Source organism: Rhodococcus sp. ACT016 (genome assembly GCF_050477185.1).
Classification (GTDB): domain Bacteria; phylum Actinomycetota; class Actinomycetes; order Mycobacteriales; family Mycobacteriaceae; genus Prescottella.
This window is the reverse complement of record NZ_JBEAET010000002.1, coordinates 236,802-260,279: the sequence shown is the minus strand read 5'-3', so window position 1 is coordinate 260,279 and position 23,478 is coordinate 236,802. Positions and strand designations below refer to the sequence as shown.

Genomic DNA, 23,478 nt, shown 5'->3' with positions numbered 1-23,478 from the left:
GCGGTTGTGATAGCCCCGGTGCTGACAGTTGTCGCACCATGTCCAGAACGAGGCGGGGCGGTGTGCGGCGGGTCATGCGGCACGTCCGATCTGGAGATTGAGCCAGTCCGAGAGCCAATGGATGGCGTTGCGGCCAGCGTTGTCGACGACGAGGGCGTTGTAGTTGGTATGAACACCGGAGGTGAAGAATGTTGCGGCGCTGAGACCTTCACCGACGAGGGTCGTCAGGTCTTTGGCGCCCAGGGATTGGGAGAGCTTGGTCAGCGAGTTCGACAGCTTCGGCAGGTCGAGGGTTTCTGCCTGTGCGGTGATGCTGGTCGAGACGGAATTCGTCTGCTTGCCCAGCAGTTCCGGGGAGGTCTTGGTGGCTTTGCCCGAGAGCATGGTCACCGCCACCGACGCGAGGTCCGCGCCGACCGGGATCAGCCGGCCCGTTTCGGCTGCGGCGCCGAGCGGGTCGGGCAGCTGTCCCGGCGGGGGCACCAGCTTCTCGACGGCGGCCCAGGCAATCTCCTGGATTTCGCCGACGATGTTCGCCAAGCGGATGATGTCGACGTTCGCGAGGATCGAGGCCACGAGCGCGGCAATCTGGGTGCCGCCCGAGGGGTCGGGGATGATCGCGAGCACCTGTGAGACCCACTTCAGGTCTACTGCGGCGGCCATCTTCACCAGCGGTGAGAACTGGTTGTTCAGCTCGCCGGCGATCTGGTGCGCGCCGCGGGCGTCGGCCGCGGCGATCTTCTGCGGCAACTGGTTCAGATTGTCGAGCATGCCGGGCATGTCGAGCGAGGTCACACCGGTGGCGACGTTCAGCACCTGGTTGACCACCACGGTCGGCTTGAGCACGGACAACACACTGGAAGCGGAGGTGAACGCGTCGGCAGGTGTCGAGGCGAGAGGTGCGACCTGGCCACCGAGCGAGTCCGCGGCCTTCGCGAGGGTCTGCACTTCCGGCGATGTCGACGGTAGGCGCAAGGTGTCGCCGCCGGAGAGCTTGTTGGCGGTGTTCGCGAGCTTCGTCGCGGTGTCGAGTGCGCCGGGGAGGTCGGATTCGCTGGCCTTGGTCAGCACTTCGGATGCGTTGTGTTCGGCAGTGCCCGCCGGGGCGGCGGCGAGTTGGCCATTCGCCGCGGGGTTCGCCGCTCCGGAGTCGAGCAGGTCCGTCAGCGGCGAGAGGGTCTTCGCAATCGACGTCGCGGTCGAGGCAACTTGCTTGATGTCGACGTTCGGCTGGGAGAGCTGCTTACCGAGGGCGGCGACGTTCGTACCAAGCCCAGGCAGGTCAGCGTCGGAGAAGTCCGCGGCCAGCGCGGTGGCGAGTTGGCTGTTGCCGGCAGTGGTTTCACGCGAGGTCACCTCGCTGGGGCTCTTGCTCAGGATCGAGCCGAGCGAGCCGAGCAGCGGACTCGAGCCCTTCTCGATCGAGCAGTACATATCCCCCGGGTCGCAGATCGAGGCGACGCGGCCCGAGAGCTTGCCCATCCCCTGCGGGCGGGGATCGGCGATACCGGTGCCCGAGGTGCGCGGGCCCACCGTCACCGCTCCGTTGGTGCCAGAGCCTGGATCGGCGAGCAGACCAACGGCCAGGACTCTGCTCGGATCGACCGGGCCCCTATCGTTGCCGATCGCCGAGGCGAGATCCCCTGCGGCGTCTGCGCCCTGTGAGTAACCGTTGATGGTGAACTTCGTGCTCGGGCAGGAGTTCGCGACCTTCGAGAGCACCTTCTCGGCCCGCGCGATCGCGTCAGCCTTGCCGTCGGCGTACGTGTGTCCGTTGTCGAACGCGCGCGCCATGTAGGGCAGCGTGTAGACCTCCGCCGCGCGGCCGTGCTCGGCCTTCAGCGCGTCCGCGACCGGTTTGAGCATGCCGACCGGCTGCGAAGGGTCGGCATGCTCGCTGGTCTCCCAGGTGCCGGGGATGAACAGGTTGAACGTCGCCGCGCAGCTGGTCGGCACCGCGGTCGCGATCGCGGGGGCTGTGAGCGCGACACACCCGCCGGCCACCGTCGCAGCCGCCGAGGACGTTGTCAGCCGGCACAATCACGTCGTTGAAGACCAGCTCGCCGGCGGGTGCCGTGCGGTATCCGATCTTGTCGTGGTGATACCGCGCTCGACCCCGTCCCACTCGAGATCTACGACAAACCAGGTCAGGCCGGTTGATCCGGGGTATCCGGCGATGTTGGCCATCACAGTTGTGTACCGTGCAGCCGGAGCGTTGGTGATGTACTTCTTTTTGCCCTTGAGGGTGAGATGATCGCCGCGATCTGTCGCGGTGGTCATGTCCGTCGCGTAGGGCGCGTTCTGGGACAGTACGAGGTCTGTGCCGTTGAGCTCCTCGGCGACTGCGTTACATCCCAGATCACTTCGCTGTGACCACGCTGGTGCGGGACCACATCGTGGGCGTGCCCGACTTCCAGGTCAAAGACGACGAGGGTGGGATCGTCGCGGTCCTACCGTCCGGCGAGATCATTGGTGTCGTTGTCGTCGCCGGAGTGAAGTTCGAGAGCACGAGCGTCATGTTCCTTCGCGTCGTCGTCGCGCCGGCGTGGCGGGGCCGCGGGCTCGGCACCGTTTTGCTGAACATGCTCGCTCTGGTGCTCAACGCGGACATGACGATCGGGAGCTGTGCACCGTCGGAGGCGGGGTTCTATGCCAACGCGGGGTTCACCGTCCTACGTCCGAATGTGCCCCTCCCATTCCCTGCGGGGAGGAATCCGCACGCAATCGCCATCAACAATGACGTGTACCCCTACGCCATCTACCGGATCGGGGCCTGAGCCACTGCTCGACTCGCCATTCGAGATGCCCGCGTTCACCGTCCAGTAGACATCCACGGTCCTCACCATCCCGAACACCGCCCCGGCACCGCCGGCTGCAGGCACCGTTGACCTCTGCGCGACGTTCGGCAGCTGACACGACCTGCCCCATCAGCACCGACTGCCTCACACCCGGCGGCCGTCGTCCTGACCACGTCGATGGACCGGCTCAGACAGGTTGCGGCAGGCCGATTCTCACTGCGGCTGGACGAACGTCGCGTCGACCCACAGCCACAGGTCCAGGCTGCTGCGACCGTTGGCTGCGGTGGCGGGAATGCACACCTGCGCAAGCCACCGACCGTCGGCGACCCTGAGCCAGTTATGGAGGGTCCCATGCATATTCGATTCCAACTGCGCGGCACAGGATCTCTCGCCTGTTGAGGACTGTTGCTCGACAGTACTCACGAGGGGCCACTGACGACCGTGACAGACTCACCCGAATGGATCTATTCCCGGCGATCGAACCGTACAACTCGGGCCAACTCCCGGTATCCGATGCCAACTCTCTCTACTGGGAAACAGTTGGCACTCCGACGGGCCTTCCCATCATCTACCTCCACGGAGGCCCGGGATCTGGCTGCACTCTGGGCATGCGTAGGTTCTTCGACCCGAGCGTGTTCCGCGCGGTGCTCTTCGATCAACGTGGCTGCGGACGCAGCACGCCCCGCGCTGACGATCCGGCCACCGACCTCTCCGCAAACACCACCGACCAGCTCATCGCCGACATCGAGAGCCTTCGCGAACGCCTCGGAATCCAGAGATGGGTCGTGGCCGGAGTGTCCTGGGGCGTGTCTCTCGGATTGGCCTACGCGCAAGCGCATCCTGACCGCGTGATCGGGATGGCGTTGGGTGCGATCACCTCGGGTAGACGCATGGAAGTCGAGTGGATCACCCGCGACATGCGGCGGATCTTTCCACGCGAGTGGGAGCGGTTCGTCGAACCGGTGCCGGAGGCCGAACGGGATGGCAACCTGGCAGCAGCTTACGCACGTCTCCTTGTCCACCCCGACGTCGACGTTCGCGAGAATGCGGCGCTGCGCTGGTGCGAGTGGGAGGACACCCACGTCTCTCTCGTTCCCGGATGGAAGCCCTCCCCCAGATACCAGGACCCCGCCTTCCGAATGATGTTCACGCGCCTGGTCACCCACTACTGGGGCCACGACTGCTTCCTCGCCGAGAACCAACTGCTCGACGGCATGAACCGGCTCGCGGGAATCCCCGCGATTCTCGTTCACGGCCGATACGACGTCTCCGGCCCACTCGACACAGCCTGGGAACTCTCACACCGCTGGGAAAACAGCCGCCTCGTCGTCATCGACGACGCCGGCCACGGCGACGGCAGCTTCACCAACCACCTTGTCGCAGCGATCAACACCTTCACTGAGACGCCCCCACCGCACACCAAGCCGAGAGCGATTGAGAGGAAGATATGCAGTCAGACGCCCGGCGCTGAACACCCACAACAGTCATCAACCAACTAGACCGCGCCCGAATCGCTTCCGGCGCCGACACCCGAGCCTTGCCCGATACGGTGGCATTCATGTTCACCATCGAGATCCGCCGCACCTTCAAAGCAATACAAGGACTCCCCGCCCCCGTCCGAGAGAACAAGAACCTCCCACCACTGATGCCGACCGATGGATTCCAGGTCACCATGCGCGTCGGCCTCTCCTTCGGCGACAACCAGCTCGGTGGCCGAGGATGGTTCGTCGACACCGACGCCCTCGACGACCCCATCGACTACTGCGTCGACCACCTCACCAGCAGGCCCTGGACCGAAACCTTCCCGTTCCGCCCCTCATTTGAAAACGTCGCCCGATGGACCTACGACACACTCGCCGACGACATCCCCCAACTCCGCTACGTCGAACTAGACAACGACACCATCGGCGTCCTCACCAGATACCACGACCCCAACTAGCTCCACGACGGGACATGGCATCTCTGCTGGTCAAGACATAGAAACGGCCCCTGCACCCAGTTGGCGGATTCCAGCGGTCGTCGCAACACCACTGCTGCTTCTTGCCGTGGTGAGGGTATCGAGGTGCTCGGCTGGGAGACCTCGGCCGAGTGCTTCGGTCAACTTGTCGGCAAGGCAACTAGCATCGCGGATGTGCCTTCGTCCGAGATGCTCGACCCCTTTATGGTCCGATTCTGCTGGAACGAGACCGCGACGGCTCGCGGGTGAGAGTGTCCGGTGATTCGATACTCACAGCGTCGATCACCCGCACGAGTGACACGGCAGTACGCAGCGATGTGCCGATCGGCACTCGCGACGGTGGACAAATCCGACTGATACTTGACGACAACGAATTTGACGTTCAACCGACCCTCGGTCGATTCTCCCGCCGCTCGTACCGTGTCGGGGTGATCGGGCACGGACAGTCGTGGCTTTTCACCCCGGCATCTCCGACTGCTCACCGGCTTGTTCAAGGTTCGCGGTACACCGGGCACAACGAGATCGGCATCTTCACCTCCGACGATGTTCAGCTAAGAGACCATCCGGTTCTCCGATCCAGGCCGTCCCATTCGCGCTGCCACTGACGCAGACGGTGTCTGTTCGCCTGCCAATGAAGCCCCAGGACGACAAGCACACATCCCGTGGACCCCGCGGCCCAGACTCCGACCGCAGCGCCCACTGCAGCGAGCGCATTGTCCAGACCTGAACGCGGGGCTCTGACGTTGTCGCCGACAGGATCGATCCAGATAGGCACGGTTTGACCGGCCTTCGCGCCCGAGTCTGCAGTGACCAGGCCGGTGTGCGTCACTCCGTTCACCGACCACCGGGCATGTGCATGCTCGACGCGGTTCGCAGCTGAGGCTGCGGTCGAGACCAACGGCTGAGGTGCATCGTCGGTGAGCACAGCAGAGACTTGATGGTCTCGCTCGCGGTCGGTTTCGGCTGTGCCGCTTAGGTGGCTGTAGGTGTTCGTGGCCACCGCACCGGCGACGGGAACCAACAACGCCAGCACAACCGCGATCACGAGAATCGAAAGGGCTTCGAGTCGATCACTGAGACGCATGAGACTGTTGCCACTCCACGGCCTCAGCCGCCACCAGTGGGTGAAAGAAATGGTGGTGTTCGTCATCGCGGACTCCCGGAACGGGGCACTACGCACACAACCGTCTCCCTCGCCGAACAGGGAGAATAGGGGCATAGGTCCTGACCTTGGATTCCCGTCAGCGCCGTCGAATCACAACGGGCCTCATCCAGGACAGACGGCGGGTAGCAGTCACGGAGGGCGGAGATCGAGGTCGAAGTGTGCGACCATCCCTGTTCGGTGATCACCGAAAGCATCAAGGTGTTCTCCGCCAGAATCTCAGCGGTCAGGTGATCGACTCCGCGCTCGAACGCGGCTACGCCCAGGCGCCTCACCAGCATCGTGCCGATGCCGTGGCGCTGCTCATGCCCGCTGACCGCCAGAGCAAACTCCGCGGTAAGGGGCCGACGACAACGATCCGAGGCGCGTATCCAGACCGGATCGGCTGCACCCGGGCACGGCCAGCGCGTGCAGGCCGCGCCGCAATCGAGGGTGTAGTAGTTTCGCCGAACTCACCTTCCGGCGCTGGGCGCGCCGTTTCCAGTCACGAAGGATATGCCCCGACAAGCGGTTCGGTGGATGTCTGGAATCCGGGCACGAGATCCGATCGAGGCGATTCGATACGTGTGACAGCGCTGATCAAGCGGCACTTCCCGAGTCGCCAACACCTCCGTCCCGCAACCCGGGACAGACGCAGTACACGCAAAGTTCGAGCCGCGTCCCCGCCGAAGTTACCCACCGGTACGTGATCTGTATTACAGTGCCCTCGGAAAGTGTTGGGCGGCCGTTCAGGCCGGATGAGAGGGCGCGCGATGTTGCAAACCGCAGCACGAGAAGTCTCGATCGTCAGGTAGTCCGTATCGACCGACTCTGATAAGACTCGCAGTTCCGCGGCAGACCGCCGCAGTAAGTGTCACGTGGCGAGCATCCCAGCGCATGCACACGACACCGACGGCCATCTACCGATGGCGAAGGTGATTTCAAGGGCTGTCCTTAACGCACCGAGGAAGCGTCTTCGATGCAGACGCCACTGGAGCCTTGACGACACAAGTCCGTCATCACGACGTCTGCAGTACCGACAAGCACCCCCACCCGAATCGACAGACATGTCGCCGTAGGTGACCGCTGCCCGACCGAACAGACCCGCACTGACCGACCCCAACACACACCACCCCCACCACAGCTGGCACCCGCAGCCGGATCCCCGACTGCCGGACAACTCTTCGAGAGTCGAGCATGCACACCACTGAAGGGCGCTCAATGAAGTTGCGTAATCTGGCCGCCATCGCGGCGATCCCCTCGTTAGCGGTCGGCCTTACGGCCGTACTCACCCCGGCCTCGTCGGCGGCACCGGTCACTCAGACCATCTCGTTCCAGCATCAGTGCAAGGTCAATGGTTCCTACAACTGGGACTACACGGTTCCGGACAATGTCGAGGTCACCGCTCCCGACACCGTCAGCCCCGGCACACAGTTCAAGGTGCGGTTGCAGCCCGGGCAGATGCGAACGTCGGACGCGGACACCGGCCGAATCAAGTACGACTTCGCCGTCCCGCAGGGCGCGGACCTGATCTCGTTCGCGCTGGTGGACGGGACGTCGAGCAACCTCATCGGCGAGGCGCCGGTGGTGCTTCGGGTGGGCGCGGACGGTAACCAGAATCCCGCCGGTGAGTACCTGCGCATCACCGGCACCAGCAACAAGACGATCTACGACGGCCCGAGCGCCAACGACAACAAACCCTTGGAGGGGCTGCAGGTCAAGGCGAACACCGACTTCCGCCTGCCTGCAGTCGAATTGACACTCAAGGCGGGCGCAACAGAGGGCTCCGCTGTGACCACTGCGGTGCGTCCCGGCGCAGGGACCGTCGCCATCAAGATCAAGGACACCAGCTTCACATTCGGTGAGTCCCGCTGGATCAACGCCGCAGCCTACTGCATCGCCACCGGCAACGGCCGCAGCCCGCTCTCGCGCACCCTCGTCGCCACTCCAGCAGTGGCCACCAGCACCGCACTGCAGGCCCCGGAGACCGCCAAGACCGGGGCGCAGGTCGAACTGGCGGCCACCGTCACACCGGCCAATGCCGTGGGCAAGGTCCAGTTCAAGGACGGCGGCGCGAACATCGGCAGCCCCATCGACGTGACCGGCGGCAGCGTGACACTGCCGTACACCTTCAATGACAATGGCGCGCACGACATTTCCGCTGTCTTCACCGCGGGAACCGGCTTCCTCGACTCGACCTCGGCAGTAAAGAGCGTCGACGTCACCACCGACACCACCACGACGCTTCAGGTCCAGCCGACGGCTGCGTCAGTGGGCGACGACGTCACCATGACCGCGACCGTCGTGCCCGCCACCGCAACGGGCCAGATCCAGTTCAAGGACGGCGATGCAAACCTCGGCGCTCCGGTCGACGTCGTGAACGGTATCGCCACGCTCACTCGCAAGTTCGACGAGTCGGGCCACCCCGCAATCATCGCGGTGTTCACCGGCGAGCCCGGCTACAACGCCTCCACCTCCGCGCCCGCAGAGCTGACGGTCAAGGATGCCGACTGGAACACGACAACCACCGTCATCGAGCCGGTCACCGCGACGGTCGGAGTTCCGGTGAACCTCGCTGCGACGGTGGGGCCGATCCCGACCGGAGGTGACGTCACGTTCCTCGTCGACGGCGTCGAGGTCGGCACGGCTCCGGTCGGCACCGGTGACGGCGTCGCGATCCTGCCGCACACCTTCACCACCCCGGGTGCAGCCAAGGTCGTGGCCGAATTCGCGGGCACCGACGGGTTCACCAGTTCCACCTCGGCCGAGTTCACCGTTACGGTCAACGCGCCCGACACGCGTACAGCCACAGCCACGACGCTGACCGTCAGCGGCAACGCCACCGTCGGGCAGACGATGACGTTCAAGGCAACCGTCGCCCCGGCCGGCGTAAACGGCATGGTTCAGTTCAAGATCGGCACCACCGCGATCGGTGCCCCGGTGCCCGTCGTCGACGGCGTCGCCACCCTGACCCACACCTTCGACCAGGCCGGCACCTACGGTGTGACCGCAGATTTCGTCGGTGGCGACCAGTTCAAGGATTCCGTCTCAGGCCCGGCCGTCATCAACGTCAGCTCCGCAGGCACCCCCGGTGGCGGTCTCGGAAGCCTCGACACCGGTTCGCTGTTCGGCAAGTAGCCGACCCACACCCACAACCGAGTCCCGGGGCGTGAGCAGATCACGCCCCGGGACCGCGGGCACACAGTCCCTCCCCATCTAGGAGAGTTCGTGCAGAAGAAGAGAATTGGCCGGTTGGTCACCCCGGTCACGGTCGGCGCCGTGGTCAGCGTCACCCTGCTCGGCGGCGTGCCCGCCTCGGCCGACCCGGCTACCACAACCTTCGGCACTGCCTGCCTGGCAACTCCGTCCACGTCGTTGGCCGGCCCCGAGGCACAGTCTCAGCCCGGCTCGGTGGTGGTCGACGCCCCATCCCACGTCAATGCCGGCGAGGAGTTCGACGTCACCATCCAGCCCGGCAAGATCAGCTTCCCCGGCTCAGCATCGATCGCGACCATCTCGAACATCTCGCGAATCAAGGTCGACGTCGATCTGCCCACCAACTCGACCTACCTCGGTGCAGAGATCGTGCCGGGGACATCAATCGGCCTCAGCGGCGTGACCCCGAACGTGCTGCGGGTCAACGAGAACGGCGTGGTCGACCCCAACGGCACGATCCTGCGGCTGTCCGGAAACAACCAGGTCGTCGGCAACAGTCCGACGTCGAGTGCAAGTAGCGAGGGCGGCATCGTCGTCACCAAGACGGGCAAGAACCTCGACGGGTCGACGAATGCCGACGGGTACACCGAGTTCCAACTGCCGAAGGTCAAGGCCCATCTCAAGGCCGCCGACTCCGGAACCATCGAGATGAAGATCCGGACCGGCGGCGACGCGGGAAAGTGGGACAACGACAAGAACTTCCTATCGTTCGTGCCGAAGGCCTCCGCTTTCCTGGTCGGCACGGTCTGGGCGCCCACGCGGTGCACTCCGCGCGACACGGCGGAGGCGAGCGCCCCCTTGAACAACGGTGCCGGACCGCTGGCCTCGATCGCGATTCGCGAGGCGGACAAGGCCACCACGACCACGATCGCGGGGCCCGCGGCAGCCAAGAACGGCACGCCGATCACCTTGACCGCCAACGTCTCCCCCGCCGCCGGCGGCGGCACTGTGCAGTTCAGGGACGGTGACACAGTGCTCGGTGACGCAGTCACGGTCGTGGGCGGCAGTGCCACCATCAACCCAACCTTCACGACCGACGGCGACCACTCGATCACCGCTGAGTTCTCCGGTAGCGCCGGCTACCTCGGCTCTACTTCCGCGGCCAAGATCGTCAAGGTCACCACCGACGCCCCGCCGGATGAGATCACCACGACCACGGTTACGACTCCGGCGCACGCCAAGGTCGGTCAGAACGTCAACCTCACTGCAAAGGTCGATCCTGCCGGTAGTGGCGGCACGGTCAACTTCGTCGTCGACGACGGTGCCCCGATTGCGAGCATGGTCGGAACCGACGGTGTCGCGGTCGCGTCGTACACCTTCACCAGCACCGGCACCCACAAGGTGGTGGCGAAGTTCACCGGCGGGGCAGGATTCGCGCCGTCCACCTCTCGCGCCTTCCCGGTGAGCGTCACCGTCCCCGAACCTGCGGACGTGGACACCACCACCACACTGGCCCCGATCGGAACGGTCGAGAAGAACGTCCCAGTCGTCCTCGAGGCGAGGGTCGGCCCGGCGCACGCGAAGGGCAAGGTGCAGTTCAGGATTGGTGACGCGCTCATCGGCGGACCTGTCGACGTGGTCGACGGCGTCGCGACCCTGCCGACGACGTTCGTCAACTCCGGTACCTACCACGTCACCGCGGAGTTCGTCGGCTCGACCGGATTCAGCGACTCCGCCGCGGCACCGCAGACACTGACTATTCCCGACGCAACCGGCCCCAACCCGGGCAACGGGTTCGGCAGCCTCGAGAACCTGTTCGGGTTCGGGTCGTCCAAGTAGCCGTCAGCTCGCAATAGAGTGCGCCGCCGGTCGAGACCGGTGGCGCACTCTTGCGTTTCGAGCGAAAACTCGGATTGAGAGGTTCGACTGCGACACCGCGGCCAACTGTCCCGTTCCACATCCACGCAACCATGCCGCGATCGCGCTTCCACCGAATCGAGCTGATGACCGCCGCGGCATAGCCTTTCACAGCGTCCTCGAACCGGCTGAACGTGACCGTTGAGCCTTCGTATCCGCGCTCGTCGCCGGACATCAACGCGTAGCCCTCGGAGGTCTTTCGAACACCCCGATAGCCGCGGAATAACCCGGTGAGGATACGAGGACGTGGATCCAGACCGCCCCTGGCGGGCCCGTCGAGATCCGGGCGTCGTCGCAGGTGTCGACCGGGGTGCTGTGGCGGGCGGACGGGCCGTCCCGGCGCCTGGTCGACGAGGCAGGATCCGCGTCACACGTCGATGAATGCGACGTCCAGTCAGCCGACCTGCGCAGCTACGACTGCAGCCCTCGCGTCCGGCGCCCCGAGCCGCGCCGCGTCCGCGCTGCGGTCATCGGGCTGGTACTGCGCGGCCAACTCGGCCTCCACGCGTGCCCGGTACCGTTCGACCTCGCGCTCGACAGTCGTCTCGTCCCAGCCGAGCACCGGCGCGACCAGTTCGGCGACCGCGCTGGCCGCTCGGATGCCCCGGTCTGGTGTCTCGATCGCGATGTGGGTGCGGCGGGTCAGGACATCATCGAGGTGGCAGGCGCCTTCGTGGCTGGCCGCGTACCGCGCCTCCGCGCGCAGGTAGCGGGCACCCGATGGAATCGGCTCGGCCAGTGACGGATCCGCGTTGATCATCGCGATCAGCTCGGTGATCGCACTGCCGTATCGCCCGAGCAGGTGCTCGACCGTCGCCACGTCGAGACCAGTCTCCGCGGCCAGCCGGGCTCGGGCCGCCCAAAGCTCGCGGTAGTTGTCGGCGCCGAGCAGCAGCAGCCGATCGGTCCGCGACGCTTCCACGTCGGTGCCCCGAACCGCCTCGTCGACGGCGTCTTTCGCCATCACTCGGTAGGTGGTGTACTTGCCGCCCGCGACGATCACCAGTCCCTTGACGGGGCTGGCCACCGCGTGTTCACGGGACAGGCTGGCGGTGTTGTCCGTGTCACCGGCCAGCAGCGGACGTAGTCCGGCGTAGACACCGACGATATCGTCGCGGGTCAGCGGGGTCTGCAGCAACGCGTTGGTCTGGTCGAGGATGTAGTCGATGTCCGCCTGGCTCGCCGCGGGATGCGCGAGGTCGAAATCCCAACCGGTGTCGGTGGTTCCGATCACCCAGTGCTCGTCGCTCCACGGGCAGGGAATGACGAACAGCAGGCTCTTCTCGGTCTCGGTGATGATGCCGACCCGCGAGTCGATCCGATCCCGGGGGACGACGATGTGGACACCCTTCGAGGCACGCACACGGAAATCGAGGCGGTCGCCGAGCATTTCCTGGATCTCGCCGGTCCACGCGCCGGCCGCGTTCACCGTCCGCTTGGCACGAACGTCGATCTCGGTGCCGGTCTCGACGTCGAGGATGTGTGCCCCGACGACCCGGTCGCCGTCCCGCAGGAACCCGGTCACCCGTGCGCTGTTCGCGCACAGCGCACCGTGGCTGGCGGCGGTCCGGGCGAGGGTCATCGTGTGTCGTGCGTCGTCGAGTTGTCCCTCGTAGAACGAGACGCCGCCGTGCACCGCTCCCCGCTTCGCCCCGGGGAACGCCTCGAGCGTGCGCTTGCGGCTCAGGTGCCGATGATGGCTCGGCACACCACGCCCGGCGCCGAGGACGTCGTACACCCCGACACCGGCACCGACCCATGCCCGGTCGAGGACGCGACGTTCGAGGGGGTACAAGAACTCGACGGGGCGGGCCAGGTGCGGGGCCAGGGTGTCGAGGATGAGGGAACGTTCGCGCAGCGCTTCGAAGACCAGGGCGAAGTTCAGTTGCTTGAGGTAGCGGAGCCCGCCGTGCACCAGCTTCGAGGACCGGCTCGATGTGCCGGATGCGTAGTCCCGGGCCTCGACGAGCCCCACGGTGAGGCCACGGGTGACCGCGTCGAGGGCGACACCCGCACCCACCACGCCGCCACCGACGACGAGTACGTCGAGTTCGGTGGTGGCCATGGTGGCGAGGGCGCGGCGACGACTGTCCGGGCTCAGGGGCAGGGGCGACAGGGACATGACGGGCTTCCTTCCGGATTCGGGCGTGCGGGGGTACGGGATGTGTGGGATGCGGTCAGCGGACGTCGACCCAGTCGAGCGTGCGGTCGACGGCCTTCCGCCAGCCGCGGTAGCTGGTTTCCCGTTCCGTGTCGTTCCAGTGGGGGGTCCACCGCTGGCTCTCGTGCCAGTTCTCCTGGAGTTCGTCTGGTGAACTCCAGAATCCGACCGCCAGCCCGGCGGCGTAGGCGGCCCCGAGCGCCGTGGTCTCGGCTACCGCGGGGCGGCTGACCGGCACCCCGAGGACGTCGGCCTGGATCTGCATGCAGAGACTGTTGCGGGTGATGCCCCCGTCGACCTTGAGGACATCGAGGGGGACTCCCGAGTCCTTGACCATGGCGTCGACCACGTCGCGGCTCTGGTAGCAGATCGCCTCGAGTGTCGCCCGCGCGATGTGCGCGTTGTTGTTGTACCGGGACAGGCCGACGATGGCGCCGCGGGCGTCGGATCGCCAGTACGGCGCGAACAGTCCGGAGAAGGCGGGAACGAAGTACACCCCGCCGTTGTCGTCGACCTGCGCGGCCAGCGACTCGCTGTGCGACGCGCCCCCGATGATGCCCAGTTGATCGCGGAGCCACTGGACGGCGGAGCCGGTGACCGCGATCGAGCCCTCGAGCGCGTATACCGCGGGCTGATCGGCGAGCTGGTAGCAGACCGTGGTGAGCAGTCCGTTGCGCGACCGGACCGGCGTCGTCCCGGTGTTCAGGAGTAGGAAGTTCCCGGTTCCGTACGTGTTCTTGGCCTGACCGGCGGTCAGGCAGACCTGCCCGATCATCGCCGCCTGCTGGTCGCCGACCGCGGCGGCCAGTGGTACCCGTCCGCCGAGTGGGCCGTGGGTGATGGTGTGGCCGTACAGGTCCGGCGTCGATGACGGCCGGATCCGTGGCAGCATCTGCCGCGGCACGCCGAAGAAGGACAGCAGTTCGTCGTCCCAGTCCAGGGTGTCGAGGTCCATGAGCATGGTGCGGCTCGCGTTGGTGACGTCGGTGACGTGGACGCCGCCGTCGACCCCGCCGGTGAGGTTCCACAGCAGCCAGGTGTCGATCGTGCCGAAGAGTGCGTCACCGCGGTCCGCGGCCTCGCTGACGCCGTCGATGTTCTCGAGGATCCACTGGATCTTGCCCGCGGAGAAGTAGGTGGCGGGCGGGAGCCCTGTCTTGCGTCGGATGGCCTGTCCCGCGTCGCTGTCGTCGAGTGCGGATGCGATGCGGTCGGTGCGGGTGTCTTGCCAGACGATTGCGTTGTAGTACGGCCTGCCGGTCCGGCGGTTCCACACCACCGTCGTCTCGCGCTGATTCGTGATGCCGAGGGCGGCGAGGTCACCGGGTTCGATGCCGTTGCGGTTCAGCACCGTCTGGAGGACCGCCGATGTGCGTTCCCAGATTTCCACCGGGTTGTGTTCGACCCAGCCGGGCCGGGGCAGCAATTGCTGGTGTTCGAGTTGGTGCCGCGCGATCTCGTGCCCGCCGTGGTCGAAGACCATGAAGCGGGTGCTGGTGGTGCCCTGGTCGACGGCACCCACGAAGTCGGGCATCGGTGGTCCTCTCGGTGGCGACGGCCGCTTCGACGGAGTCGACGGCGACCGGAGCCGCGGACGGTTTCGCGGCCGGCCCAGACGCTAGGGTCGCCGGGCCCGGTCCGCCAGCCTCCCCGTTCGACAATGTCGAACGACGAGTTTGTGGCCGGTGGAAACCTCGGTAACGTGCCGGTGGTGCCTGGCCACATCCAGTCGATCGAGCGCGCCGCCGCGATCCTCGACCTCGTCGCGAGCGCGCCTTACGGCGTGGGTGTCGGTGAACTCGCGGCCGCGCTCGGCCTCGCCAAACCCACCACGCATGGGATCCTCCGCACCCTTGTGCACGTGGGCTTCGTCGACCAGGACGACCGCACCGCGCGGTACCGACTCGGCGCCGCCGCACACCGACTGGGCGAACGGCGGATCGACGCCAGTCTGATCCGGTCGCACGCGATGAACTGGGCGGACACCCTGGCGGCCCGGTCCGGCGAGGCCGTGCGCATCGCCGTGCTCGACCACACCGAGGCCCTGGTGGCGCATCACGTCTTCCGCCCCGACAACTCACCGCAGACACTCGATGTCGACGCCCGTCTCCCCCTGCACGCGACGGCGCTGGGCAAGGTGCTGCTGGCGTACACCCCGGGCCTGCTTGAACAGGTAACGGGTGCGGGCCTGACCGCATACACCCGCCGCACCGTGACCTCGATGCGCACCCTGGTCGCGGAGGTCACGCACTGCCGGGCCCAAGGGTGGGCCTGGGCCGTCGGTGAATTCGTCCCGGACCGAGCGGGTTTGGCCGCGCCACTGCGCGACACCGGCGGACGGATGGTGGGCGCGATCGGCATCACCACCGACGGCGACCGGATCGGATCCGGACCGGATCCGGCGCTGCGCGCTCTCGTCCAGGACTGCGCCCGGGCCGTCTCCCGGGGTCTGCCGAGGATGGGATGACCGGGCGGCGCCGAGCGACTCGACCCGGCCGGTGGTGTCACCGATGAAACAGACCTATGTCCTTTCCCTCGATCAGGGCACGACGTCGACGCGGTGCGTCCTGTTCGACTCCGCCGGCCGGGTGGTGTCGTTCGCCCAGCGCGAGCACCGCCAGCACTATCCGGCGGCCGGCCGGGTCGAACACGACGCCCTCGAGATCTGGCGCAGCGTCACCCGTCTGGTGCCGCGGGTGCTCCGCGACGCCGCGATCACCGCCGACCAGGTCGCCGCCATCGGCATCGCCAACCAACGCGAGACGATCGTGGTCTGGGACCGCCGCAGCGGGCAGCCGGTCGGCCGCGCGATCGTCTGGCTCGACACGCGCACCGACAGCCTCGTCGAACGGCTCCGGTCCCAGCCCGGCGCCGACCTGGTCCGCGCCCGCTGCGGACTCCCCCTGACCAGCTACTTCGCGGCGCCACGGCTCCGGTGGATCCTCGACCGCACCGCCGGACTACGGGACCGGGCCGAGCGGGGCGACGTCCTGTTCGGGACCATGGAGAGCTGGCTGATCTGGAACCTCACCGGCGGCCCGCACGGCGGAGTGCACGTCACCGACGTCACCAACGCGAGCCGCACCATGCTCATGAATCTCGAGACCCTGGCGTGGGACGACGACCTGCTGACCTTCTTCGACATCCCCCGGGCCATGTTGCCGGACATCCGTTCCAGCGCGGAACATTTCGGTCACACCACAATTGAGCCGTCCGGCATACCGATCACCGCCGCGCTCGGCGACCAGCAGGCGGCGTTGTTCGGGCAGACCTGCTTCGCTGCGGGCGAGGCCAAGTGCACCTACGGGGCAGGTGGATTTCTGCTCCTCAACACCGGCGCCGCTCCCGTGCACTCGACGCACGGCCTGCTCACCACCGTCGCGTTCCGGATCGGCGAGCAGCCCGCGCAGTACGCACTCGAGGGGTCGATCGCAGTGACCGGGTCGCTGGTCCAGTGGCTGCGGGACCGGATCCGGCTGATCGCCTCGGCACCCGAGGTGGAAACGCTTGCCCGCACGGTCGACGACAACGGCGGGTGCTACATCGTTCCCGCGTTCTCCGGCCTGTTCTCGCCTCGCTGGCGCGACGACGCGCGGGGCGTCATCGCCGGTCTGACCGCATACGTCACCGACGGGCACATCGCGCGGGCCGTGCTCGAGTCCACCGCGTGGCAGACCCGGGAAGTGGTCGACGCCATGAACTCCGATTTCGGCCGCCCGCTCCGGCGGCTCAACGTCGACGGTGGCATGACCTCCAACAACCTGCTCATGCAGACCGTCGCGGATGTACTGAACGTCCCTGTGGACCGTCCCCTGGTGGCCGAGTCCGTCTCCCGCGGCGCTGCCTACGCCGCGGGACTCGCGGTCGGGTACTGGGCCGACCTGTCGGTGCTCCGACGCAACAAACACCGCGCGGCTGAGTGGGTGCCCGCGATGACATCCGAACGGCGCGCGACCGAGTACGACAACTGGCGACGCGCCGTCACGCTGACCTACAACTGGACCACCCCCGGTCCGGACCCCGCCGTGAACGGTGGCCGGGACGCCGCCGACCTCCTCCTCGACGACCACCGCGAACTCGAATCACTCCTCCGCCGCACACGGCTGGCCACGACCGGCCGACCGGACCTGCTGCGCGAACTCGGCGCCCGACTGGACTGCACCCAGGCCCGGCTCCGGTCGGCAGCCGCAACGCTCGACGCCGCCACGGAACTCGTCGACCGCCTGGACGCGATCGCCGAACGGATACGACAGCTGTCGGCCCGCGCGGTGGCGGCGGAACCGAGCGTCGACACCGACCTCGCCGCGACCGGCCGGCAGATTTCGGACTACATCGGCGCCGCGGAGCTGAGTGTGGTTCCCGCCCTGCGCGCTCGGGCGCCGGATCGCCCTGCCCCGCCCCCGGGTCGCCCGAACTGACGCGCGGCGGTCGCGACGCCGCCGTATCGCGCTGGCCGGCTGCGCCGTGCAGACGTGCGGCGCCGTCTGCACGGCGCGACGTTGTACTCACCCACCGATTCGGCGGCGAGCCTGGCTGTCGAATCGACTGCGGGGGAACACGTCCATCCCCCCTGCAAGGTCGCCACCTCCGGTAGCTGAGTCTCGTCGTAGCTGTCGAGGATCGACTGTGAACCGAAGACGACGACCTCGCCCTGCCCTCGTAGATGTTCGTGCAGGAGGCCTTGATTGCCCGTTCGAGTTCGTCGCGATTCACCGTAGGACGAGGCCACGCAGTTCGTGACCAACGACCCCTGAATGGGACCGGGTGATCGGACAAGCCAGCAGAGTTGGTGTTCATATGCAGGTTCTCGGTGGCCGAACAGTCGCGCCTTCGCATTCGTAGGATTGAGGTGCGTTCGGGAGGGATCACTGTCGGGAGCTGTCCGATCCTGACGAGTGCGCATGTGGCTGCGATGCAACGAAGGAGAGATTTCGTGAAGCGTTTGATGACACCCCGTCTTGCTCCATTGGTCATCTTCACCGGTTTGGCGGGGGCGCTGTTGGCGGAGAACTACACCCCGACCCGGGCCGTCGTGTGGGGAACGGCGTGGGCGATCACTGCCACGGCTATCGTCCGCAGCGAACTCGCCCGCGCCCACGACGCATGATCGCCGCCGCATGAGTGAAGACCACCAGACTCGATGGGATTGGGCGCCGGACGAACTGATCCTCGCGGCCGGTCCCGACGCCGGCCGCTGGATCGCTGAAGCGTTGCGCCGCGACCGGGCCGAGGTCGGCGCCCTGGTGCCGCCGGTGTTCGAGGCCTACGCCCGCGTCTTCCACCCCGTCTACCTCCCGCTCTATCTCCCCCGCATCGGCGACCAGCAGACTTCAATCCGGTGGCAGATCATCGCGGAGGAAAACGGCAAGATCGCTCACGCCGCGATGAGTTGGCAGACGATCACCGGTTCCCACCGCCCTGACTACGAACCTGAAGAAGGCTCCCTGCCCCAACCCGAAGCCCGCACCCTCGCATCGATCCTCCGCGACTACACCGCCGCACCCGACGTGTGCTGGTTCGCGATCTGGGACGGGTACGGAGACGAAGGCAGACCCCCACCCGGGATTGACCTCCTCGATGGTTTCCGGAACATGGTCGTCCTCCACGGGCCGATCGACGCAGCCGATGCTCGTTTCGGCACGACCCCGCACGACAGGAGCGGCGGCTACGGCGCGAACCTGTGGTGGCCTGACGACCACACCTGGTGCGTAGCAACCGATATCGACCTCAAAACGACATACGTCGGCGGCAGCACCGCCTCCATCGACGCCATCCTCGCCGACCCACGCCTCGAAACCTTCCCGATCCCGGACACCCACTTCATCGGCTGGACAGCCGACACCATCAACCCCCACCCGCCGTACGGGACGTGACGGCTACCGAACCCTCCTGTCGCGCCATCGGCTCGGTGGGCACAGCAGGTGCGTGAACAACTGCCAACTATCTTGGCGGAGATGAGCCGGGGCGAAGCCCAGGATGAAATGTCTCGTTCCGGATGGCGTGGCTACCGCCCCCTGCCGTGCTCCGGGCTTAGTTTCGGACAAATGGACCTAACGGGCATAACGCGAGCGACCGCGGCGGGCGCAGCCAGCCCCGATCACGGAGCGCACGACGATCGATCACTCGGTGATCTGCTGGAATTCCCCTCACGACAGGAATCAGATCACCGTGCCGCGATAAGGGCGGCGCAGGCCCGCCACCCGAGCTCGAGGTCTGCGCCGCGACGACCGCGACTACGCGTGGTCGACTGACCGCGGCTCACCGGTCCAGTCGCGAATGGGCGGGCGAAGCGCTCCGCAGGGCCTTCGACGTCATCAACGCCAGCCTCATCGCGACCGCTGTCGCGGCGTCCACGACCAGTTCGTCGCGCTGCGGTGAGAGCCCACGAGGTGGCCGTCACCGCAAGAGGTCGTGGGCGATCTGCTCGATTCTGAGGACGCTGCAAACAGTTCTTCACCGATCCCCGCGCGGAGTGTGGATTCGATGTCTGCGGCGAGGCGGTCGGCCTCTTCGATCGTCTTTGCTAAGAGCGGGGCCAACCACATCCTCGCCGACTTCGACCGCCTGGCCGGGCTACTCGGCTACTCCCGCCCGCGTGTGGCGGAGACCGAAGCCGACATTCGAGCGCTGCCGGCCGGTGCGGTCATCCGCGATGCGATCACCAATGTCGGCGAACTCGGGTACGCGAAGGGCGTGATGTACGTGTTCTGGGCAGGCAACGAGTGCGAAGACGAACTCGCCGAGATAACCCTCCCCGCGACTGTCCTGCGGATGCCCGAGGAGGCGAAGTGAGCCACACCGACGGAATGTGCGTCGTCGCCCGCCCAGGGGCGGGGTCGACCTACTTGCCGCGCTTCCTCAACTGCCGAAGCGACTCCTCCAGGGTCGCAATCGAGGTACGACATTCGAGAACCTCCTTGGCAACCTTGGATCGAGCGGCATTGTGTTCCGCCACCTGTGCGTTCAACCTCTCGACAGCCTTGTCGAACCCAGCCTCCCGCGCCTTCTCGATCGAGAGCTTGGCGATACGGCGGTCGCGGTTTATGTCGTCGATCTTCTTCTCCAAGACACGAATCTCAGCCTTCAGGTCTGCAATCGCACGGTTGATCCTAGGGGCAACGAGCAGCTCAGTTTCCATGTCGCGCAAGGTCCCGCTGATGAACGAGTTGGCCGCGTTCACCAGGAACGCAACATCAGATGCCACCACGCCAGCACTCCTCTCGAGGCCACTTCAAAGCGCGCGAACGGTATCAAGATCGTCAGACGTTCGTTCAATCACGTGCGACCCAGCTGGGATTGCGCTCGCCAGTGCCGGAGGCGGGGCGCCGGCATTACGAGCAGCCAAACTGACCGTGACTGCAGCGGCTCCACGCGCCCTGATTGCTCCTCCATGAGGACGCGGAGCGAGCATGTGCTGGCGATGCGATTACTCGTTGCTGCCGATCAGCAACGCACCTACAACGCCGACGGACGCAGCGATCAGCGCTAGCGCTACCGCAACGTCCCATGCGAACGCGAGAACAAGCCAGATCGAGACCAGTGTCCCCGCTGCCCCGCAGGCGAGCAGCAAGATCCCGATGACGAGTAGCAGATCTCCATCCATGGCTTCCCTTTCGAATGCCACGTAATCGATCTGACCTCGAACGTAGCTGCCGATGGGCCCCTGGAGTCGTCGAAGTCGCAGCCTTTCACCTTCGATTTCGACCCGCCCTGGAGGCAGCAGACATGACCATCACCGTTTACAACGCCGCCAACGCAATCGACGGCGCCTACCGGCTCATGCGAAACGCCACCCCGAAGGAGGCGCTGTAGCGGTGAATGCGACAAGCCGGACGTTATCCCCAAACCGGTCAACACCTGTGAGTGAATCCGTGAATCACCCTGAAGGAGGTGAAGTTCGCGAGGGCTGCTGGCGGCGACCAGGGCTTACACGGTCGTCACTGCTCGTTGGCCTCAATGATCTCGCTGAGGTATTTGTCGACGCTCGGTTCGTAGGACACCGAACACAGGAACTCTGTCACGCGGGTTTCCCCTACATGTTCGGAGCCTGCATCGTGCCACCAACTACCCACTTGTTCGTGGTGATATCGGTGATCGTCGATCCCGGGAACGTTGCCTGATCCGGGAACCTCGATGACCGTGTGAGCTGCTGTTCGCACAGGTAGATCGCTTGCGCCTGGTGATCAGGTTCAGGCTTGATCACCGCACTCGTACCACTGATGGCAACAAGGAACCCGAGGAAGAGCACGCCGGCCATGACCACGCCGCCGACGACCCACGGCCATGTATTCCGCTTCTTCGGAGGCTGGACCGGCGGGTACGGGGGCTGCGCGACTGCGGCGTATACCCACTGCCCGCGGGTCGCGTCGAATGTGTACGGCCCATGCTGTGCACCATGAGGTGGCGGCTGGGGCGGGCTGGCGGTCATCGATCCCCCGGATGGTCGCTGATCTTGAAATGAACGGGCATCGTAACTGACTGATTAGTCCGAATCTCGGGAGTGCAAGTGAGTAAGAACCCGATCGTTGGTTACGTCGTCCTCGTCAAACGGCAGCAGGAAGACGGTAGTGACGACTACCAGGCCGTGAGTGCCGTGTGGCCGGATCGTAGGCGAGTCGACGTCACCCGCCGTGAACTCATCGCTGGAGCCGCACAACGAGGTAGAGGCGACACCGAGTATCTGATTGGCGAAATCCGAAGCGGCGGCTAGCGGTTCGCGCCCCCTATCACGCTCGCGGAACCCGGGCGGTGGCAGGTCTTGGCGGTTCCGCTTCACCCTCAACTTCACCCATCGCGGGGCCGGTTTAGTCCGAATTGCACGGTACGGTCTTTCGGACCAATCTCGACCCAACCAGGGGGGAAGAATCAGAATGCGTAAGTTCATCGCTGCCGGTGCGGTTGCGGCAGCATCGGTGGGAATCGTTCTCGGTGGCACGGGTGTCGCGTCTGCGGCAAGCAACACGATCGCCTCAGGGGAAGGCGTCTACCGCGTCGGCTACGACATCCGCCCCGGCACCTACACCACCCAAGGCGCACTCAACGGATACCAGAACTGCTTCTGGGCCCGAGCGAACGTCGGCCCGTACGGCGTCATTCCGATCGCGTACGGCGAAACGCAGATCCCGACGACCGTCACGATCGATTCCCGTGACGGCGCCTTCATCACCTCCGGCTGCAGCGGATGGGTCCGCGAAAACGACGGCCCCGGCTCCCTCGACTCCGGCTCGCTGACCGGCTCTCTCGATACCGGATCGCTGACCGGATCGCTCGCCGGCTCGCTCATTGGTGGCGCGAACAACGGCTCGGTTGGTTCACTGGCTGGCGGGTTGCTCGGCTCGCTCTTCGCTCGCTGAACGCGCGAACTCGGTCCTCACCACAGGCAGGCGTGCCCCAACCGGAATTGGTTGTGGTGCGCCTGTTCTGCATTCAACAACGGGGTTTCAAATGCGTATCTCAAGCTCTATCGTCCGACGCACGAGCGCCGGAATCATGGTCCTCTCGGCAACGTTCACGCTCACCGCCTGCGGCAGTGACGATTCGGGCTCATCGAAGACCACCACCACGACGATGACCGCGACTTCGACTACGAAGGCGACCACCACCGCCCGGGCCACAACAACCACCACGGTCCCGCCGACAACGACGACGCTTTCTGTTGCTCCGGCCGCTGTCGAACCGCCGCCCGCAGCTCCCGCCCCAGCTCCGATCGTGAAAGATCCGTCCCCAGCTCCTGCACCGCTCGTTGCTCCTGCCCCAGCACCGGCACATGCACCGGCTGCTGTTGCACCAGCACCTGCCCCCGCGCCGAGTACCTACTACGCCAACTGCGCAGCAGCACGAGCAGCCGGCGCCGCACCCATTTACCGCGGAGAACCCGGCTACAGCAGCAAGTTGGACCGCGACGGTGACGGAGTCGCCTGCGAGAAGTAGCGGGAGGAAACCATGGTTCAGTTCCGAAAGTCGAAGAGCTTCGGGCCAGTCCGGCTGACCGCATCGAAGCGGGGCCTCGGGGTGAGCGTCGGCGCAGGACCACTCCGCGTCAGCAGAGGCGCCGATGGGAAAGTTCGGCGAACCGTCCGCGTCCCCGGCACTGGCATCTACGACACCAAAGTGATCAGCGGCTCCAAGAAGTAGTCGGCAGCGACACCGAATGCGGCCAAGCCAGCGGCACCAAAGAAGGAGTACTCGCCTACCACCAACGGACTCTGCGCGATCGCCCTCGCGCTCATGATCGGGATCCCGTCGATCGACTCCGGGTTCATCATCGGGATTGTGATCGCCGCGGTGCTCCTTCTCGGCGGTGTCGGCTTGCTGTTCGACGGCTCAAACGTCAGTCAGGCGGGCAAGC

Annotated in this window: 24 protein-coding genes and 1 pseudogene; 13 read left to right on the top strand and 12 right to left on the bottom strand. The window is 66.1% G+C overall.

Annotated features, from left to right (window positions below):
- Positions 1–72: 72 nt before the first annotated feature.
- The gene (locus ACQ5DX_RS28140; RefSeq protein ID WP_430336038.1) at positions 73–2,004 is read right to left on the bottom strand and encodes a cutinase family protein; all 1,932 of its coding nucleotides are present in this window, start codon (positions 2,002–2,004) and stop codon (positions 73–75) included.
- Positions 2,005–2,040: 36 nt separating this feature from the next.
- A complete protein-coding gene (locus ACQ5DX_RS28135; RefSeq protein ID WP_430336330.1) occupies positions 2,041–2,358 on the bottom strand; it encodes an acyl-CoA dehydrogenase family protein in 318 nt (105 codons plus the stop codon).
- A gap of 11 nt (positions 2,359–2,369) precedes the next feature.
- On the opposite strand from ACQ5DX_RS28135, the gene ACQ5DX_RS28130 reads away from it, so the two are divergent.
- Positions 2,370–2,777, top strand: coding sequence for a GNAT family N-acetyltransferase (locus ACQ5DX_RS28130; RefSeq protein WP_430336037.1), 408 nt, complete (start codon positions 2,370–2,372; stop codon positions 2,775–2,777).
- A gap of 234 nt (positions 2,778–3,011) precedes the next feature.
- On the opposite strand, the gene ACQ5DX_RS28125 is transcribed toward ACQ5DX_RS28130, so the two are convergent.
- Positions 3,012–3,155 carry a hypothetical protein gene (locus ACQ5DX_RS28125; RefSeq protein WP_430336036.1) on the bottom strand — a complete coding sequence of 48 codons (144 nt, stop codon included), beginning with the start codon at positions 3,153–3,155 and terminating at the stop codon, positions 3,012–3,014.
- 101 nt (positions 3,156–3,256) lie between these two features.
- Here ACQ5DX_RS28125 and pip point away from each other — a divergent pair, with 101 nt between their 5' ends.
- Positions 3,257–4,297: a prolyl aminopeptidase gene (gene pip / locus ACQ5DX_RS28120; protein WP_430336329.1), complete on the top strand. Its 1,041-nt coding sequence runs from the start codon at positions 3,257–3,259 to the stop codon at positions 4,295–4,297.
- Positions 4,298–4,356: 59 nt separating this feature from the next.
- Positions 4,357–4,737: a 6-carboxytetrahydropterin synthase gene (locus ACQ5DX_RS28115; RefSeq protein WP_430336035.1), complete on the top strand. Its 381-nt coding sequence runs from the start codon at positions 4,357–4,359 to the stop codon at positions 4,735–4,737.
- 565 nt (positions 4,738–5,302) lie between these two features.
- Here the strand turns inward: ACQ5DX_RS28115 and ACQ5DX_RS28110 are convergent.
- Positions 5,303–5,905 (bottom strand): Rv1733c family protein, encoded by a 603-nt coding sequence (locus ACQ5DX_RS28110; protein ID WP_430336034.1) that lies wholly within the window; start codon positions 5,903–5,905, stop codon positions 5,303–5,305.
- The gene (locus tag ACQ5DX_RS28105) at positions 5,902–6,288 is read right to left on the bottom strand and encodes an N-acetyltransferase family protein (RefSeq protein WP_430336328.1); all 387 of its coding nucleotides are present in this window, start codon (positions 6,286–6,288) and stop codon (positions 5,902–5,904) included. The genes ACQ5DX_RS28110 and ACQ5DX_RS28105 overlap by 4 nt, the downstream gene beginning before the upstream one ends.
- A gap of 829 nt (positions 6,289–7,117) precedes the next feature.
- On the opposite strand from ACQ5DX_RS28105, the gene ACQ5DX_RS28100 reads away from it, so the two are divergent.
- Both ACQ5DX_RS28100 and ACQ5DX_RS28095 read left to right on the top strand, forming a co-directional pair.
- Positions 7,118–9,034, top strand: a complete 1,917-nt coding sequence (locus tag ACQ5DX_RS28100; RefSeq protein ID WP_430336033.1) for an Ig-like domain-containing protein — start codon at positions 7,118–7,120, stop codon at positions 9,032–9,034.
- Between the two features lie 90 nt (positions 9,035–9,124).
- Complete coding sequence (locus ACQ5DX_RS28095) at positions 9,125–10,891, top strand: Ig-like domain-containing protein (RefSeq protein WP_430336032.1); 1,767 nt, start codon at positions 9,125–9,127, stop codon at positions 10,889–10,891.
- Positions 10,892–11,363: 472 nt separating this feature from the next.
- Here the strand turns inward: ACQ5DX_RS28095 and ACQ5DX_RS28090 are convergent, their stop codons facing one another.
- Complete coding sequence (locus tag ACQ5DX_RS28090) at positions 11,364–13,091, bottom strand: glycerol-3-phosphate dehydrogenase/oxidase (protein WP_430336031.1); 1,728 nt, start codon at positions 13,089–13,091, stop codon at positions 11,364–11,366.
- Positions 13,092–13,146: 55 nt separating this feature from the next.
- The gene (gene glpK, locus ACQ5DX_RS28085) at positions 13,147–14,664 is read right to left on the bottom strand and encodes a glycerol kinase GlpK (RefSeq protein WP_430336030.1); all 1,518 of its coding nucleotides are present in this window, start codon (positions 14,662–14,664) and stop codon (positions 13,147–13,149) included.
- Positions 14,665–14,790: 126 nt separating this feature from the next.
- Here glpK (ACQ5DX_RS28085) and ACQ5DX_RS28080 point away from each other — a divergent pair, with 126 nt between their 5' ends.
- The 5 genes and pseudogenes from ACQ5DX_RS28080 (at position 14,791) to ACQ5DX_RS28060 (ending at position 19,922) form a co-directional block, all read left to right on the top strand.
- Positions 14,791–15,597, top strand: a complete 807-nt coding sequence (locus ACQ5DX_RS28080; RefSeq protein ID WP_430336029.1) for an IclR family transcriptional regulator — start codon at positions 14,791–14,793, stop codon at positions 15,595–15,597.
- A gap of 43 nt (positions 15,598–15,640) precedes the next feature.
- Positions 15,641–17,131, top strand: a pseudogene (gene glpK / locus ACQ5DX_RS28075) (glycerol kinase GlpK); the annotation flags it as partial.
- Positions 17,132–18,063: 932 nt separating this feature from the next.
- Complete coding sequence (locus ACQ5DX_RS28070; RefSeq protein WP_430336028.1) at positions 18,064–18,237, top strand: hypothetical protein; 174 nt, start codon at positions 18,064–18,066, stop codon at positions 18,235–18,237.
- A 103-nt stretch (positions 18,238–18,340) separates the two neighbouring features.
- Complete coding sequence (locus tag ACQ5DX_RS28065; RefSeq protein WP_430336027.1) at positions 18,341–19,003, top strand: hypothetical protein; 663 nt, start codon at positions 18,341–18,343, stop codon at positions 19,001–19,003.
- 538 nt (positions 19,004–19,541) lie between these two features.
- A complete protein-coding gene (locus ACQ5DX_RS28060; protein WP_430336026.1) occupies positions 19,542–19,922 on the top strand; it encodes a hypothetical protein in 381 nt (126 codons plus the stop codon).
- 49 nt (positions 19,923–19,971) lie between these two features.
- Here the strand turns inward: ACQ5DX_RS28060 and ACQ5DX_RS28055 are convergent, their stop codons facing one another.
- The 3 genes from ACQ5DX_RS28055 to ACQ5DX_RS28045 all read right to left on the bottom strand — a co-directional run bounded on the left by ACQ5DX_RS28055 (position 19,972) and on the right by ACQ5DX_RS28045 (position 21,387).
- Positions 19,972–20,337, bottom strand: coding sequence for a hypothetical protein (locus ACQ5DX_RS28055; RefSeq protein WP_430336025.1), 366 nt, complete (start codon positions 20,335–20,337; stop codon positions 19,972–19,974).
- Between the two features lie 219 nt (positions 20,338–20,556).
- Complete coding sequence (locus ACQ5DX_RS28050; RefSeq protein WP_430336024.1) at positions 20,557–20,733, bottom strand: hypothetical protein; 177 nt, start codon at positions 20,731–20,733, stop codon at positions 20,557–20,559.
- A 429-nt stretch (positions 20,734–21,162) separates the two neighbouring features.
- Positions 21,163–21,387, bottom strand: a complete 225-nt coding sequence (locus tag ACQ5DX_RS28045; protein ID WP_430336023.1) for a hypothetical protein — start codon at positions 21,385–21,387, stop codon at positions 21,163–21,165.
- A 613-nt stretch (positions 21,388–22,000) separates the two neighbouring features.
- Here ACQ5DX_RS28045 and ACQ5DX_RS28040 point away from each other — a divergent pair.
- Complete coding sequence (locus ACQ5DX_RS28040) at positions 22,001–22,483, top strand: hypothetical protein (RefSeq protein ID WP_430336022.1); 483 nt, start codon at positions 22,001–22,003, stop codon at positions 22,481–22,483.
- Positions 22,484–22,570: 87 nt separating this feature from the next.
- Here ACQ5DX_RS28040 and ACQ5DX_RS28035 read toward each other — a convergent pair whose 3' ends face one another.
- On the bottom strand, positions 22,571–22,756 hold the full coding sequence (locus ACQ5DX_RS28035) for a hypothetical protein (RefSeq protein WP_430336349.1): 186 nt from the start codon (positions 22,754–22,756) through the stop codon (positions 22,571–22,573).
- On the opposite strand from ACQ5DX_RS28035, the gene ACQ5DX_RS28030 reads away from it, so the two are divergent.
- Together ACQ5DX_RS28030 and ACQ5DX_RS28025 are read left to right on the top strand one after the other, a co-directional pair.
- Entirely contained in the window at positions 22,698–23,060 is a 363-nt protein-coding gene (locus ACQ5DX_RS28030) for an excalibur calcium-binding domain-containing protein (protein ID WP_430336021.1), read from the top strand. The two genes, ACQ5DX_RS28035 and ACQ5DX_RS28030, sit on opposite strands and share 59 nt — an antisense overlap.
- 12 nt (positions 23,061–23,072) lie before the next feature.
- Complete coding sequence (locus tag ACQ5DX_RS28025) at positions 23,073–23,264, top strand: DUF4236 domain-containing protein (protein ID WP_430336020.1); 192 nt, start codon at positions 23,073–23,075, stop codon at positions 23,262–23,264.
- Here the strand turns inward: ACQ5DX_RS28025 and ACQ5DX_RS28020 are convergent.
- Positions 23,228–23,395, bottom strand: coding sequence for a hypothetical protein (locus ACQ5DX_RS28020; RefSeq protein WP_430336348.1), 168 nt, complete (start codon positions 23,393–23,395; stop codon positions 23,228–23,230). The genes ACQ5DX_RS28025 and ACQ5DX_RS28020 overlap by 37 nt on opposite strands.
- Positions 23,396–23,478 lie beyond the last annotated feature (83 nt).